This window comes from Microbacterium sp. Bi121 (assembly GCF_918698005.1).
In the GTDB taxonomy this organism is placed as follows: Bacteria; Actinomycetota; Actinomycetes; order Actinomycetales; family Microbacteriaceae; genus Microbacterium.
The window spans coordinates 181,332-194,805 of sequence record NZ_CAKKLJ010000006.1; the positions used below are offsets into that span (position 1 = coordinate 181,332).

The 13,474-nt window shown below is 67.8% G+C and carries 12 protein-coding genes and 1 tRNA gene; 6 read left to right on the forward strand and 7 right to left on the reverse strand.

Features of this window, described 5'->3' with window-relative positions:
* Positions 1-15: 15 nt before the first annotated feature.
* Positions 16-1,887 carry a hypothetical protein gene (locus LQZ87_RS11590; RefSeq protein WP_230103625.1) on the forward strand — a complete coding sequence of 624 codons (1,872 nt, stop codon included), beginning with the start codon at positions 16-18 and terminating at the stop codon, positions 1,885-1,887.
* Positions 1,888-1,954: 67 nt separating this feature from the next.
* Here LQZ87_RS11590 and LQZ87_RS11595 read toward each other — a convergent pair whose 3' ends face one another.
* A complete protein-coding gene (locus LQZ87_RS11595) occupies positions 1,955-2,413 on the reverse strand; it encodes a RidA family protein (protein WP_230103626.1) in 459 nt (152 codons plus the stop codon).
* On the reverse strand, positions 2,410-2,634 hold the full coding sequence (locus LQZ87_RS11600) for a DUF4177 domain-containing protein (protein WP_230103627.1): 225 nt from the start codon (positions 2,632-2,634) through the stop codon (positions 2,410-2,412). The genes LQZ87_RS11595 and LQZ87_RS11600 overlap by 4 nt, the downstream gene beginning before the upstream one ends.
* 78 nt (positions 2,635-2,712) lie before the next feature.
* Here LQZ87_RS11600 and LQZ87_RS11605 point away from each other — a divergent pair, with 78 nt between their 5' ends.
* The 5 genes from LQZ87_RS11605 to LQZ87_RS11625 all read left to right on the forward strand — a co-directional run bounded on the left by LQZ87_RS11605 (position 2,713) and on the right by LQZ87_RS11625 (position 8,042).
* On the forward strand, positions 2,713-5,286 hold the full coding sequence (locus tag LQZ87_RS11605) for a transglycosylase domain-containing protein (RefSeq protein WP_230103628.1): 2,574 nt from the start codon (positions 2,713-2,715) through the stop codon (positions 5,284-5,286).
* On the forward strand, positions 5,283-6,227 hold the full coding sequence (locus LQZ87_RS11610) for a metallophosphoesterase (protein WP_230103629.1): 945 nt from the start codon (positions 5,283-5,285) through the stop codon (positions 6,225-6,227). Before LQZ87_RS11605 ends, LQZ87_RS11610 begins: the two co-directional genes overlap by 4 nt.
* A gap of 61 nt (positions 6,228-6,288) precedes the next feature.
* Positions 6,289-6,362, forward strand: a tRNA-Pro gene (locus LQZ87_RS11615).
* Between the two features lie 54 nt (positions 6,363-6,416).
* Positions 6,417-7,214 (forward strand): HAD-IIB family hydrolase, encoded by a 798-nt coding sequence (locus LQZ87_RS11620; protein ID WP_230103630.1) that lies wholly within the window; start codon positions 6,417-6,419, stop codon positions 7,212-7,214.
* Between the two features lie 9 nt (positions 7,215-7,223).
* Positions 7,224-8,042 carry a DUF1295 domain-containing protein gene (locus tag LQZ87_RS11625; protein ID WP_230103631.1) on the forward strand — a complete coding sequence of 273 codons (819 nt, stop codon included), beginning with the start codon at positions 7,224-7,226 and terminating at the stop codon, positions 8,040-8,042.
* 3 nt (positions 8,043-8,045) lie between these two features.
* Here LQZ87_RS11625 and LQZ87_RS11630 read toward each other — a convergent pair whose 3' ends face one another.
* From LQZ87_RS11630 to LQZ87_RS11650, 5 genes are all read right to left on the reverse strand, one after another.
* Complete coding sequence (locus LQZ87_RS11630; protein ID WP_230103632.1) at positions 8,046-9,305, reverse strand: alpha-hydroxy acid oxidase; 1,260 nt, start codon at positions 9,303-9,305, stop codon at positions 8,046-8,048.
* 10 nt (positions 9,306-9,315) lie between these two features.
* Positions 9,316-10,023, reverse strand: coding sequence for a GntR family transcriptional regulator (locus LQZ87_RS11635; protein WP_230103633.1), 708 nt, complete (start codon positions 10,021-10,023; stop codon positions 9,316-9,318).
* Between the two features lie 150 nt (positions 10,024-10,173).
* Positions 10,174-10,827, reverse strand: coding sequence for a thymidine kinase (locus LQZ87_RS11640; RefSeq protein WP_230103634.1), 654 nt, complete (start codon positions 10,825-10,827; stop codon positions 10,174-10,176).
* Between the two features lie 9 nt (positions 10,828-10,836).
* Positions 10,837-12,309, reverse strand: a complete 1,473-nt coding sequence (locus tag LQZ87_RS11645) for a malate:quinone oxidoreductase (RefSeq protein ID WP_290368266.1) — start codon at positions 12,307-12,309, stop codon at positions 10,837-10,839.
* 47 nt (positions 12,310-12,356) lie between these two features.
* Positions 12,357-13,421, reverse strand: coding sequence for an aspartate-semialdehyde dehydrogenase (locus tag LQZ87_RS11650; protein ID WP_230103635.1), 1,065 nt, complete (start codon positions 13,419-13,421; stop codon positions 12,357-12,359).
* Positions 13,422-13,474: the final 53 nt, after the last annotated feature.

Here is a 13,474-nt window from a genome sequence, read left to right on the forward strand (position 1 = left end):
TCAGAAGGGATCGCCATGCCCCGCCTCACCGAACCACGTCGTCGCGACCGGATGCCACGTGTGCGCACCCTCGGGGCGCTGTCAACGATCACCGGACTCGTCCTCGTGACGCTGCCGTTGACCGCCAACGCCGCTGAAGCCGAACGTGTGCTCATCACGACGACGATCTCGGACGACGTGGCCTCGGCACCGCTGGGCGGCACGACCGTGAGCGTGCACCCCGCAGACGACCCCGAGCAGGTGATCGCCACCGGCGTCACGGGCGCCGACGGAACCGTTTCTCTCGAAGTGCCGGCGACCGACACCAGCTTCATCGCCGAGGCATCCTGGCGCGGCGCCATCGGCGACCTCGTCGACTCCGCGGCGCGGACCGAGTTCAACCCCGCCCTGGGCGATCCGGTCTCCCTCGTGCTGGGAGGTTCATTCGGCGCCATAGGCGGGTCGGTGACGGCGACGACGGATGCGGGAGCCGTCTCAGACCTCTCCGGCTCGAGCATCACGATTCTCAGCGGCGGCACGGCCGTGCAGCGCATCGCCGTCGCCGCCGACGGCACTTTCACCTCCGGCGCCCTACCGACGACATCCACAGACGATTACAGCATCTCCTTCGAGCCCGCCACGGGCTTCACGCTCACGGACGTGCAACCATCGACCAACCCCGCCTTCGCCCTTCCCCGCGGCGTCGAAAGCCCCAGCGGCGTCGATGTGGCCCGGTCGTTCGCGCTCACCGCGGACAGCGCGACTCCGACTCCGACTCCGACCCCGGCTCCGACTCCCTCGCCGTCGACTCCGACCCCGACCCCGGCTCCCTCGACTCCGACTCCGACTCCGACTCCGACCCCCGCTCCCTCGACTCCGACTCCGACTCCGACTCCGACCGCACCCTCCATCGACCCGGTTCAGCAGCCCTACATCGCGTTCTTCCACCGCCCCGATGGCACTGGCCTCACTGACGTGTTCAGCGGCATATCGGAATCCGAGCTTGCAACTCTGCTCGCGACCGCGGCAGGCACGCCGAACAGCGCAGTCCCCCTTCTCAACGCCTCGGGCCAGGCGCTCGGCCTCGCACAGCAGCCGACGCCGGACAAGGCGGCCGCCGCAGCCCAGTTGCTGTCGCCGGTCGTCGCCGACATACCGGGGTTGACAGTGAACCAGATCTCGCTCACCGCGTTCGATCTCGAGGGAGCTCTGCTCGCCGTCCAGGATAGGCGCGCTCAGCTGCTCGACCAGCAGCTGTCTTCGCAGCTCACGGATGTGCAGAAACGCAACGCCCGCATCGCCACACTCAACAAGGCCATCTCGGCCCTCCGCGCATACGTCGCCGCTCCGGCTGATGGATCGCTGGCCGTTGCGGTCACGGCCGCAGGCGCGGCGGTGGAGTCGCACGATCTCCTCTCGGCGACTTCGGATTCCCCCGAGGCGAGAACGGCCGCCGCCTCGCTCGTCGCATCGTTGCGCATCGAACTCGACTCCGTCACGAACACCCAGCAGATGGACATGCTGCGGCTGGCCAGCCTGTCGAACAAGCGCAATGAATCGTTCGACATGATGACGGACTTCGTCAAGAAGATGCAAGACTCGCGGTCGGCGATCATCGGCAACATGCGATCGACCCCGGTCTCGATCGGCACCGTCCAGTGGGACGGCGGAGCCATCACTGGCCACTTCGATCTCGCCGCCGTCGAGGACGGCGAGCACCACGTCATCATCAGCTTCGACGACATCGGCCTCACCGTGGTCGCCGCGGTGACCGTGGGGCGCGGCGAACTGGCAGCGACCGGCTCCGAGTCGAGTGCGGCTCCCTGGGTGGGTGCTGCACTGCTCGCGCTCGGGGCCGGGTCGCTGGTCGGCTCATCTCTCCGGGCGAGGCGCCACGTGCACGTCTGACCCTCGAACAGCAACGGAGGCCGCCGGCGCCATGGGCGCGGGCGGCCTCCGTACTGCACGGACCGGGTCAGGCGAGGATGAAGGTGACCTCGACCTCGACGGGGCTGTCCAGAGGCAGCACGGCGACGCCGACGGCTGCGCGGGCATGCCTGCCCGCATCGCCGAAGATCTCGCCCAGCACCTCGCTCGCGCCGTTGATGACACCGGGCTGCCCGGAGAACGACGGGTCGGATGCCACGAATCCGCCCACGCGCAGCACGCCGCCGATCCGATCGAGGCCCCCGGCCGCGAATGCGGCCGCGGCGAGCGCGTTCAGGGCGCAAGTGCGGGCGTAGCCCTGTGCGTCCTCCACCGACACCTCGGCGCCGACCTTGCCTGTCGCCGGCAGAGTTCCTGCGGTGAACGGCAGCTGACCCGACGTGTACACGAGTCCGCCGTGGACGGCTGCGGGGACGTACGCGGCGACGGGTGCTGCGACCTCCGGCAGCTCGATTCCGAGCTCTGCGAGGCGTGCGGCGACGCTCATGCGGTGCCTCCGTCGAACTGGCGGGCGGCCTGCTCGGCAGCGGCGAGGCCGGCGGTGTTCGAGCCGTCCCCCGTCACCGGGCGCTTGAAGTAGGCGACGAGCCCGCCTTCAGGGCCCTGCACGACCTGCACGAGCTCCCACCCCTGCTTGCCCCAGTTGTTGAGGATCGCGGCGGTGTTGTGGATCAGCAGCGGGGTGGTGAGGTACTCCCACGTGGTCATGGCACTCCTGGCGTCGGTGACGACGGGATCCCGTGCGTCAAGGGCGGTTATTCAGGGAACTCCCCTACCATCTAGCGTATGCCCCAGAAGAATCGCACGGCATCAGGCGTGCTCGGCGGACTGCTCGGCCTGGTCGGGCTCAGCGTGGTCGCCGGACTCCTGGTGACCGCAACGGTCACCCCCGCACTCGCTGTCGCCGGTGCCGCCGGCTCGAGCGCTCTCGACCTGTTCGAGAAACTCCCCTCGTATCTCAAGCCGGACGAGCCGATGGAACCGAGCACGATCTACGGAGTCGGTGAAGACGGCAAGCCGCTCAAGCTCGCGACGTTCTTCGATCAGAACCGTCAGCAGGTCGAGTTCGACGAGATCAGCCCGGTGATGTACGACGCGATCCTCTCCAGCGAGGACAAGAGCTTCTACGAGCACGGCGGCATCAACCTCGGCGCCACGGTCAAGGCGCTCGTCGACAACGTCCGGGGCACTTCATCGCGCGGCGCTTCGACGATCAGCCAGCAGTACGTCAAGAACGTGCTCGTCCAGCAGTGCGAGCAGAACGTGCTCCCCGGCACGGAGGGCTACGACGACAAGATCGCACAGTGCTGGCTCGATGCGACGAACGCCACGGGCGCCGACGGCGTCGAGCGCAAGCTCCAGGAGATGCGCTACGCGATCCAGATCGAGAAGGACTACTCGAAGAACGACATCCTGCTCGGATACCTGAACATCGCCAGCTTCGGCGGAACCGTCTACGGCATCGAGGCCGCGGCGAACTACTACTTCAACACCAGCGCCGCCAAGCTGACCGTCGCCCAGGCCGCGACGCTGGCCGGCATCGTGCAGAACCCGAACACGTTCCGCATCGACAAGAAGGACGGCACTCTCACGAACGACGCCGGCGAGGGCGTCAACGGCGAGGCGGACGGCTGGGCCCTGACCAAGGACCGCCGCCACTACGTTCTCGTGCGCATGCTCGCCGACGGCAAGATCACTCAGGCGCAGTACGACGAGGCCGACGCGTCGGATATTGTTCCCGACATCAAGGCGCCGACGCAGGGATGCGGCGCGGCCGGGAACAACGCGTACTTCTGCAAGTACGTGCAGACGCTCATCCTCGACGACGAATCCTTCGGCTCGAACCTCGCGGAGCGCACCCGTGCTCTGCAGCGGGACGGCCTGCAGATCTACACCTCGCTGGACATGCGCATCCAGAACCCCGCCGTCACCGCGCTCAAGGATCGCGTGCCCGCGAACTTCGATAACAAGCACTTCGGTGCCGCGGGCGTCACGGTCGAGCCGGGCACAGGGCGCATCCTGGCGATGACGCAGAACACCACGTTCCGTGAGACCAAGACGGATGACCAGGCGTACTCGAGCCTCGTCTACGCCTCGGACAAGAAGCACGGTGGCTCGGGCGGATTCCCGGTCGGCTCGTCGTACAAGCTGTTCACGCTCATCGATTGGCTCGAGAAGGGTCATTCGGTCAACGAGAGCCTGAACGGGAACAACCAGCGCCTGAACATGACCGACTCGTGCACGGGCATGGGCGGCCCCTTCGATACGAAGACCGTCGGCAACTTCCGAGACGCGCCCGGCTACCAGGGATCTCCGATGGTGTTCACGCGGAACTCGCTGAACTCCGGCTACTTCGCCATGGCGTCGAAGCTCGACCTCTGCGACATCAACAAGGTCGCCGATCGCATGGGCGTGAATGTCGCAGACGGCACGAAGACGTACGATTCGAACGGCTCGTTCGAATCGGTGCTTGGTTCGAAGTTCATCTCGCCTCTGGACATGGCCGGCGCGTACGCCACGGTCGCCAACAAGGGCGTGTACTGCGAGCCCCGCGCGATCGACAAGGTCGTCAACCAGAAGGGCGAGGAGTTGCCCGTTCCCGCGGCCGATTGCTCTCAGGTGATCACGCCCGAGGTCGCTGCCACGGCCGCCTACGCGCTGCAGGGCGTGATGGCATCCGGCGGAACCGGTTCGCAGGCCAACCCCTGGGACGGCACTCCCCTGATCGGCAAGACCGGTTCGCACAACAAGATCACCACGATGATGATCGAGTCCAGCACGAAGGCGACCACCGCCGTGTTCGTCGGCCGCACCGAAGGCTCCGAGAACATGTGGGGCTACATGTACAACGGAAACCTGCTGGAGAACATCCGCTACCTCGTCGCCCGCGACATGCAGCGCGCCGCCAACCAGGTCCTCGGCGGCGGAGATCCCTTCCCTCAGCCGGACAAGAACCTCACCCGCCAGGTCCTCGTGAACCTGCCGAGCGTCGTCGGCATGTCCGTCGACGAGGCGACCACGACCCTGCGCAACGCCGGCTTCTCCGTCACGGTGGGCCCGGCCGTCGACAGCGACCTCGCCAAGGACATGGTCGCCGAGCAGAGCCCTGGGGCCGGCCGCGTCACCAGCGGCACGACCGTGACGATCTCACCGAGCAGCGGCAAGCCGAAGACTGCTGAGGTGCCGAACGTGGTCGGTTCGAAGTTCGCGCAGGCGAAGAACGCGATCGAGAAGGCCGGGTTCACCGTCGACTCCAATGGATGCTCCGAGGGCGACGACGTCGCCGCGCAGAATCCGGGCAAGGGTCAAGCAGCACCAGGCACCACGGTCATGCTGCTGTGCGCCGGCGGGGACGATTGAACGCACGCGCGCCGCATCCGGCCCTCATCGCGCTCGGCGCGGTGGGGGCCGTCGGCGCTGCCTGCGCAGTGTGGGGCATCGGCATCGAGCGATACCTGTTCACGGTCCGCGAGGCGACGGCTGCCGCCCTTCCCGCAGGCTCCGCGCCGCTCCGAGTGCTGCACGTCTCGGATGCGCACATGGCGCCGTGGCAGCGCCGGAAGCAGCAATGGCTGGCATCGCTGGCCGATCTCGAGCCCGATCTCGTCGTCAACACCGGCGACAACCTGGGGCATCGGGACGGTCTCGACGGCATCCGCCGCGCGTTCGAGCCGTTCGCCGGGACGCCAGGGGTCTTCGTGCACGGATCCAACGACGTGCACGGGCCGACCGCGAAGAATCCGCTGCTCTACTTCGCCGGCCCCTCGAAGCGACATGTGAAACCGGAGCACCTCGACACCGCCGGGCTCGACGCGTTCTTCACGGAGGAGCTCGGCTGGGCCGATCTCAACAACGCCGCCGCGCGCGTGCGCGTCGGTGATCGCGACGTCGACTTCTTCGGCGTGAACGACGCCCACCGCCACTGGGACGATCTGGGCGCGCTCCCCCCCGCCATCGCCGAACTCGACCGACGCGACGATGCCGCCACTCCCCTGCTCGGAGTGACGCACGCCCCCTACCAGCGCGTGCTGAACGGCTTCACCGACCTGGGCGCCCAGGCGATCTTCGGAGGGCACACGCACGGCGGGCAGGTCTGCCTTCCGTTCTACGGCACGCTCGTCGCCAACTGCGACATCCCGCTCGGGCAGGCCAAGGGCCTGAGCACCTGGACGCACGGCGGGCGCAGCATCCCGCTCAACGTCAGCGCCGGCTGCGGGCACTCGATCTATGCCCCTGTGCGGTTCGCATGCCGCCCTGAGGCGACGCTTCTGACGCTGACGGCGCGGGACACGCCCGCCTGATCGCGGCGCCGCCGTCGATTCGGCTCAACCGATATTTCCCTGTAGACTCAAACGGTTGCAACGGGGTGTGGCGCAGCTTGGTAGCGCGCTTCGTTCGGGACGAAGAGGCCGCAGGTTCAAATCCTGTCACCCCGACGTTGCAGGAAGGCCGCCCTCACGGGCGGCCTTCTTCCATATCCTGGAGACATCATGACTTCACCGCGTCCGACACCTCCGCGCCTGGTCGCGTTCGATCTCGACGACACGCTGGCAGCATCGAAGAGCGCGATCGACCCGCGGATCGCCGCGCAGCTGCGCGCCCTGCTCCGCGTCGTCGACGTCGCGATCATCTCGGGCGGCAATGAGACGCAGTTCCGCTCGCAGGTGGTCGCGCACCTCGGCGACGCGAATGCCTCCGAGCTGGCGCGCCTGCACCTGCTCCCGACCTGCGGCACGCGGTATCTGCGCCACGACGGCGAGGACTTCGTCGCCGTGTACGCCCACGACCTCTCGGGCGATGAGAAGTCCTCCGCCCTTCGTGCGCTGCGTGAAGAAGCGGAGCGGCTGGGGCTGTGGGAGCAGAACCCCTGGGGCGAGATCCTCGAGGACCGCGGTTCGCAGATCACCTTCTCGGCGCTGGGCCAGCAGGCGCCCGGCGATGCGAAGCACGCCTGGGACCCCACGGGACAGAAGCGGCTCCGACTGCGTGACGCCGTCGCCGCCCGCCTGCCAGGGCTCGAGGTGCGTGCCGGCGGCTCGACCTCCATCGACATCACCCGCGCGGGCATCGACAAGGCCTACGGCATGACGTCTCTCGCCGAGCACACCGGCATCCCGCTCTCGGACATGCTGTTCTACGGCGACCGTCTCGATGAGGGCGGCAACGACTACCCCGTGCTAGCGCTCGGCGTCCGCTCGATCGCCGTCAGCGACTGGCGCAACACCGCCGACGAGCTCGACGCGCTGCTTCCGACGCTGCAGCCGCAGATGGAGTCCCGTCCGTCGTAGCATGACGGCATGGACCCACTGACGCTCGTCGTCGTCGTCGCAGCCGTCGCCAGCGGCGCTTGCTGGGTGCTCTCGATAGCCACCCGCGACACATCGTGGGTGGACAGGGCGTGGTCGATCGTTCCGGTGGTCTACGTGTGGATCTTCGCGATCGCCGCGCTGACGGCCGGCTTCGATGCCGCGCGCCTGATCGTGATGGCGGTGCTCGCGACGGCCTGGGGCGCTCGGTTGACGTTCAACTTCGCGCGCAAGGGCGGCTACACCGGCACGGAGGACTATCGGTGGGCGATCCTTCGCGGCCGGATGCGTCCCTGGCAGTTCCAGGCGTTCAACCTGCTGTTCATCATCGGCTTCCAGATGACGCTGCTCGTGCTCATCACCCTTCCGGCGCACATCGCGCTCACGACCCCGGCGCCCTTGACCGTGTGGGATGCGCTGTTCAGCGTGCTCTTCCTGGCTCTGCTCACCGGTGAGACCGTGGCGGACCAGCAGCAGTGGGACTTCCATCGCCGAAAGGCCGCGGGCGAGGCGTCCGGGTTCCTCGCTGCCGGGCTGTTCCGCTACAGCCGGCACCCGAACTTCTTCTTCGAGCAGTCCCAGTGGTGGGTCTTCTACGCGATCGGCGCGACAGGGGCCGTGGCATCCGGTGCCGGATTCATCGGCGGAGCGCTGAACTGGACGATCATCGGTCCGATTCTGCTGACCGCTCTGTTCATCGGCTCGACGATCTTCACCGAATCGATCTCGGCGTCACGCTATCCGGAGTACGCGCAGTACCGCCGCACGACCTCGATGATCGTGCCTCTGCCCCCGCGGGCGACGACGTAGCGTTCAGCGCGAGGCCGTCTCCTCCGCGTTCCGCGCCAAAGGGACGAGGCGGGTCAACTGCGTGACGTGCGCCGGCTCCAGCTCGGCGAGGCTCGAGACGCCCAGCAGGCGCATGGTGCGCACGATCTCGGTGCGGAGGATCTCGATCGCGCGATCGACGCCCTGCCTGCCGCCAGCCATCAGGCCGTACAGATAGGCACGGCCGATGAGGGTGAAGTCGGCGCCGAGAGCTATGGATGCCACGATGTCGGCGCCGTTCATGATGCCGGTGTCGACCATGACGGTGAAGTCGTCGCCCACTGCCTTGCGAACGCTCGGCAGCAGGTGGAACGGGACCGGCGCCCGGTCGAGCTGGCGCCCGCCGTGGTTCGAGAGCACGATGCCGTCGACGCCCTCACCCTGCAGTCGCACGGCGTCTTCGACGTTCTGAACTCCCTTGATGACGATCTTGCCCGGCCACAGATCGCGGATCACGGCGAGGTCGTCGTAGCTGATCGTCGGGTCCATGGCGGCGTCCAGCAGCTCGCCGACGGTGCCACCTGTGGTGCTGAGGGAGGCGAACTCGAGCTTCGGGGTCGTGAGGAAGTCGAACCACCACCACGGGCGCGGAATCGCGTTGATGATCGTGCCCAGCGTCAGCTGGGGCGGGATGCTGAAACCGTTGCGCTTGTCTCGCAGGCGCGCACCGGCGACCGGGGTGTCTACCGTGAAGTGCAGGGTGTCGAAGCCGGAGGCGGCTGCGCGGCGAGTGAGCTCGTACGAGATCTCGCGGTCGCGCATCACGTACAGCTGGAACCAGTTCCGCCCGTGCGGGTTCGCTGCTTTCACGCCCTCGATCGAGGTCGTGCCGAGCGTGGAGAGCGTGAACGGGATGCCGGCAGCGGCCGCGGCCCCCGCACCGGCGATCTCACCCTCGGTCTGCATCAGGCGGGTGAATCCGGTCGGGGCGATGCCGAAGGGCAGGGCGCTGAGCCCGCCGAGGATGTCGGCGCTGGTGTCGACATCGGGTGCCGGCTTGAGGATGCCCGGGTGGAACTCCACGTCCTCGAAGGCCTGGCGGGCGCGCGTCAGGGAGATCTCGCCCTCGGCTGAGCCGTCGGTGTAGTCGAAGGCGGCCTTCGGAGTGCGGCGCTTGGCGATCGTGCGGAGATCGGCGATCGTCAGCGCACCCTCCAGGCGTCGCTTGCGGCCGTCGAGCTCGGGCTTCTTGAACTTCATCAGTTCGAGGAGCTCGGCGGGGTTGGGCAGCTGGCGCTGGACCATGGCGTTCCTCTCAGGGGTGCGCGCCGGACGTGAGCCCGGCAGCGGTGTAGTAGCCGGTGATGTGATCGCGGACCAGGGTGCGCGCGGCACCCGCATCGCCCTGATCGATCGCGGCGACGATGTCGCGGTGCTCGGCGCGCAGCCGAACGGTCATGGCATCCCAGTCGTCGATCTGCTGCGATCCGGCGAGAACGTACGACTCGATGGCGGTGCGCAGGCCCGCCATCATCGCCGCGATCACCGCATTGCCGCTGGATCGGGCCAGTGCCAGGTGCAGGTGCGCGTCGAGCGCGAGGAACTCGGCCGCGGTGAGGTCGTCGGCATCCATGGCGTCGAGGATGTCGTGGGCGGCCGCGGTGTCGCGCACGTCGGCGGAGGCGAGGGATGCCGCGACGGCATCCTCCAGGACGAGACGGGTCTGCACCACATCCGTCAGCGGGAAGCCCTGTGCGGCCACCTGGAGCCGCATCAGCGCCGACAGCCCACCGGAGGGCGCGGCGATCACGATCGCGCCGGAGGAGGGCCCAGAACCCGTCGCTGTGCGGATGAGCCCCATCACCTCGAGGACGCGGAACGCCTCGCGCACGCTCGAGCGTCCGACGCCGAGCTCGGCGGAGAGCTCGCGCTCGGACGGGAGCCGGTCGCCCGGTCCGAGGCGCGCGTCGAGGAGGTCGCGTTCGATCCGCTCGAGCACGAGCTGCCACGCGCGTTCCGCCATTGCTCGCCCCTTCATCCGCCACTGTGGTCTGACCACAGCGTACCTCGTGTGGTCAGACCACGCAATGCGCGGCTGCGCTTCGCCGCGCGGGTCGTTGAGCGAGCACAGCGAGCCGAGCGAGGAGCGCAGCAACGAGTCGAAGCCTCGACCTCAGGCCAGGCGTCCGCCGGACTCCTCGAGGTAGCAGTTGCCGCACAGGGACTCGTACGTGACGACGTCGGCCGGCGCTCCCCCGAGTGCACCCTCGTCGATCGCGACCTGGTCGCCGTCGAAGACGAACCGCCCGCTGACGACACGGCCGTTGAATACGGCCTTGCGCCCGCAACGGCAGATGGTCTTCATCTCCTCGAGCGCGTGCGCGATCGCCAGGAGCCGCGCAGATCCGGGGAACGCGTGCGTGAGGAAGTCGTTGCGGATGCCGTAGGCCATGACCGGGATGCCGTCTTCAACGGCGATCCGGAACAGATCGTCCACCTGGTCCGCAGTGAGGAACTGCGCCTCATCGACCAGCAGACAGGCGACATCGATCGGGTCGGCGGGGATGAGCCCCTCGGCGCTGCGGCGCTGCATCCGCTCGCGTTCCTGTCGGAAGAGCTCGCGGGCATCGCCGCCTGCGGGGATGAGGAAGTCGACCTCGCGGGTCACGCCGAGACGGCTCTCGATCTGGGTCGCACCCTTGGTGTCGATCTCAGGCTTGGCCAGCAGAACGTGCTGACCGCGCTCCTCATAGTTGTATGCGACCTGCAGCAGCGCCGTGGACTTGCCGGAGTTCATCGCTCCGTAGCGGAAGTAGAGCTTCGCCACGGCGACGTGTCACTTCGAGATGTTCAGCGCGTCGGCCGTCGCCGACATCGACTCATCGGCAGCTGCCGCATCGTCGTTCAGCGTGCGTCCGTACGTGGGGATGAGCTCGCGCAGCGCGGGCTCCCACCCGGCGTAGTGCTCGGGGAAGCAGCTCTTGAGCAGTCCGAGCATGATCGGCACGGCCGTCGAGGCCCCGGGCGATGCGCCCAGGAGCCCGGCGATCGAGCCGTCGGCGGCCGCGACGACCTCGGTTCCGAACTGCAGGACGCCGCCCTTCTTGGCATCCTTCTTCATGACCTGAGCGCGCTGGCCGGCCTGGATGAGGGTCCAGTCCTCGTCCTTCGCCGTGGGCATGAACACGCGCAGGCTGTCGACCTTCTTGCGGTGCGTCTTGGTGAGCTCGCCGAGCAGGTACGTGATGAGGTCGGGATTCGCGAACGCGACCCGCAGCATCGGCCACAGGTTGTGCGTGCGCACCTGGCTGACGATGTCGAGCATCGAGCCGTTCTTGAGGAACTTCGGGCTGAACGTCGCGAACGGGCCGAACAGCAGGGACGCCTCGCCGTCGACGACGCGGGTGTCCAGGTGCGGGACCGACATCGGCGGAGCGCCGACAGAGGCCTGCGAGTAGACCTTCGCCTTGTGCTGAGCGACGACGGCAGGATTGGTGGTCTTGAGGAACTGCCCGCCGATCGGGAAGACGCCGTAGCCCTTGATCTCCGGGATGCCGGAGCGCTGCAGAAGCTTCAGAGCCCAGCCGCCGGCGCCGACGAACACGAACTTCGCGTTGATGCGTCCTGGCGTGTGCCCGAGGCTGTTGCGGAACTTGAGGTTCCAGCTGCCGTCCTTCTGCTTCTTCAGCGATCGGACCTCATGGTTGGTGCGCAGCTCGACGCCGGCATCCGCGAGGTGGTCGAAGAGCTGGTGGGTGAGCGCGCCGAAGTCGACGTCGGTGCCCGCCGGTACGCGGGTGGCCGCGAAGGGCTCGCCCTTGCGGCGCTTCTGCATGAGGAGCGGCGCCCACTTGTTGATGACGCGGGAATCGTCGCTGTACTCGATGCCCTCGAACAGCGGCTGCTCCTTGAGGACCTCGTAGCGGTCCTTGAGGTACGCGACATCCTTCTCGCCGCGCACGAACGTCATGTGCGGCGTGGCGTTGATGAACGTCGACGGGGCGTCGAGGACGCCCTTCTCGACGAGCGACGACCAGAACTGACGGCTCTGCTGGAACTGCTCGTTGATCGAGACGGCCTTGGCCGGATCGAGCGGCGCATCGCCGTTCTGCGGCATGTAGTTCAGCTCGCAGAGCGCTGCGTGGCCGGTGCCCGCGTTGTTCCAGGGGTTCGAGCTCTCCTCCGCCACATCGGACAGTCGCTCGAAGGCGACGATCTTCCAGTCCGGCTGGAGTTCGTGCAGCAGAGTGCCCAAGGTGGCGCTCATGATGCCACCACCGATGAGGACGACGTCGACGGATTCAGTCACCCATCCATCCTAGTTCGCCTGCGGCTCCCGCTCGAACTGGGCAGAACTCAGACCGCGAGGCGCTCGGCGACGATCTCGGCGATCTGCACGGCGTTCAGCGCGGCGCCCTTGCGGAGGTTGTCGTTGCTGACGAACAGCACGAGGCCCTTGTTCTCCGGTGCGGACTGATCGGCGCGGATGCGACCGACGAAGCTCGGATCCTTGCCCGCCGCATACAGCGGCGTCGGCACCTCTTCGAGCACGACGCCCGGGGCGTCGGCGAGGATCTCCCGCGCACGGTCCGGTGTAACGTCGTCGCGGAACTCGGCGTGGATCGACAGCGAGTGCCCGGTGAATACCGGCACACGGACGCACGTGCCCGCGACACGGAGGTCGGGCAGCTCGAGGATCTTGCGGCTCTCGTTGCGGAGTTTCTTCTCCTCGTCGGTCTCGTTCAGGCCGTCGTCGACGATGGAACCGGCGAGCGGGATGACGTCGAACGCGATGGGAGCGACATACTTCTCGGGCTGGGGGAAGTCGACGGCCGAGCCGTCGTGCACGAGCCGCAGGGTGTCGCCCTGCGCGAGCACGCCCTCGACCTGGCCGAGCAGCTCCTGGGCCCCGGCGAGCCCGGAGCCCGAGACGGCCTGGTACGTGGAGACGATCAGGCGTTCGAGCCCTGCTGCCTCGGCGAGAGGCTTCAGCACCGGCATGACGGCCATCGTGGTGCAGTTCGGGTTCGCGATGATGCCGCGGGGGCGCTCATCGATGGCGTGCGGGTTGACCTCGCTCACCACCAGGGGGACCTCGGGGTCGTTCCGCCAGGCACTGGAGTTGTCGATCACGACGGCGCCGGCGGCGGCGAAGCGTTCGGCGTAGGCGCGGCTCGCGGTGGCTCCGGCCGAGAACAGTGCGATCTCGATGCCTGAGGGGTCCGCGGTCTCGACGTCCTCGACGATCACCGAGACGCCGCCGAAGTCGATGGCCGTGCCGGCGGAGCGCGACGACGAGAAAAGCCGCAGCTCACGAATCGGGAAAGCACGCTCCGCGAGAATCTCGCGCATCACGGTGCCCACCTGACCGGTGGCGCCGACGATGGCGACGGAGTGTCCTTGATCGGAGATGCGGGTCATGAATGTTCCTTGGCGTCGTGCAGATGGTGCAAGCGAGGCGCAGGGCGCGGCGT